General features: G+C 67.3%; 2 protein-coding genes. Both read right to left on the minus strand.

Going from position 1 to position 1897, the window contains the following annotated elements; all coding sequences use genetic code 11:
- Positions 1-541: transcriptional repressor LexA (gene lexA, locus Q8R73_RS04810; RefSeq protein ID WP_305718394.1), on the minus strand; the 541-nt coding region annotated here is incomplete at its 3' end.
- A gap of 206 nt (positions 542-747) precedes the next feature.
- On the minus strand, positions 748-1897 hold a 1150-nt coding region (gene glp / locus Q8R73_RS04815), incomplete at its 5' end, for a gephyrin-like molybdotransferase Glp (protein ID WP_305718395.1).

The raw sequence follows: 1897 nt of genomic DNA on the forward strand, positions 1-1897 counted from the left end.
CCACGATGTCGCCGGTCTCGGCGGTCTCGTTGCGCTGGATCAGCGCCATGTCGCCATCGAGGATGCCGGCGTCGACCATGGAATCGCCGCGCACTTCGAGCGCGTAATGTTCGCCGGAGCCGAGCATGTCGGGCGGCACGCTGATGGTGTGGCTGCGAGTCTGCAACGCCTCGATCGGCGTGCCGGCCGCGATGCGTCCCATCACCGGCACCGAGACCGGGCGCTCGCCGTCATTATCCGAACTGGCGCTGCGAACCTTGCCGAGCGTGCCTTCGATGACGCTGGGGGTAAACCCGCGACGGCCGTTGCCGGCGCCGCTTCCCGACAACTCCGGCAGCTTGATCACCTCGATGGCGCGGGCGCGATTGGGCAGGCGACGGATGAAGCCGCGCTCTTCGAGGGCCGTGATGAGGCGATGGATCCCGGACTTCGAACGCAGATCCAGCGCATCCTTCATTTCGTCGAAGGAGGGCGGAACGCCGGATTCCTTCAGGCGTTCGCTGATGAATCGCAGGAGTTCATATTGCTTGCGCGTGAGCATCTCGACCAAATCCCCAGTTTGAGCGTTCGATCCCGAAACCCCGGATTCTCGGGACTCGGGATGAGTCTCCAATTCCGGCTGGTTGGCACCATTACTCGAAACAAATCATGAACGAACACTATATGTTCCATATGTGTTCCGCAACCATTTAATTTCCCGTCAACGGGCCATGGTTTTGTGGGACCACCCTCGAGGCTCGAACGCGGTCAGTCGGGGAGCCGAAATATCTCGCAGGAGCTGCCGGCGGGCGCTGCCGGCGCGAATGGCGCACGGACGATCAAGGCCCGCGCCGCAGCGAGATTCCCGAGCAGCGACGAGTCCTGGTGGTTGACCGGGTGGGCGATCAGCACGCCGTCGGCGCGCCGCTCCAGGCGGGCCCGCAGATAGTCCTCGCGGATGTCGTTGGCGGCGATATCGCGCCCGAGCAGCGCGGTCTCGCGGACATGGTGGATGGCCGAGCGACCGGACAATGCGCGAATCAGCGGCGCAAGAAACAGGAAGCCGCAGACATAGGACGATACGGGATTGCCGGGCAGGCCGATCACCCTGATGGCGCCGAGCCGGCCATGCATCATCGGCTTGCCCGGCCGCATCGCGATCCGCCAGAACGTCATGGCGACGCCCTCGGCCTCCAGCGATCGCTTGACCAGGTCGTGATCGCCGACCGAGGCGCCGCCCATGGTGATGATGATGTCGGCGCCGGAGTCGCGGGCGCGGCGGATGCCCGACGTGGTGGCGTCCATCGTGTCGGCGGCGATGCCGAGATCGATCGTGTCGGCGCCTTCATGCCGGGCCAGCGCCCGCAGCGCGTAGCCGTTGGAATAGACGATCTGCCCGGGGCCAGGGGTTCCGCCCGGCATCACGAGCTCGTCGCCGGTGGCGAGCATCGCGACCTTGGGCCGGCGGTGCACCGGAAGCTCGGGGTAATTCATGCCGGCGGCAAGCGACAGGTCGCGGTCGGTGAGGCGCGTCCCGCGCGCCAGCAGCAAATCGCCCTTGCGGAAGTCGATGCCGGCGGGACGGATATGCCGCCCCGGGCGTGCGGCCTCGGTGATGGTGATGCCGCCGTCCTCGGCCACGGTGTCTTCCTGGATGATGACGGCATCGGCGCCATCGGGAATCACGCCGCCGGTAAAGATCCGCACCGCCTCGCCGGGGCCGACGCTTTTGTCGAACGGGCGGCCGGCCGCGACCTCGCCGATCACCCGCAGCCGCGCCGCGGCATGGCCGGCGTCTGCCGAGCGGACCGCGTAGCCGTCCATCGCCGACATCGCCTGCGGCGGCTGGGTCCGCAGTGCGGCGACGTCGCGCGCCAGAACCCGGTGATGCGCGTCGTCCAGCGCAACCATCTCCTCC

Source organism: Bradyrhizobium sp. (assembly GCF_030697065.1).
In the GTDB taxonomy this organism is placed as follows: domain Bacteria; phylum Pseudomonadota; class Alphaproteobacteria; order Rhizobiales; family Xanthobacteraceae; genus Bradyrhizobium.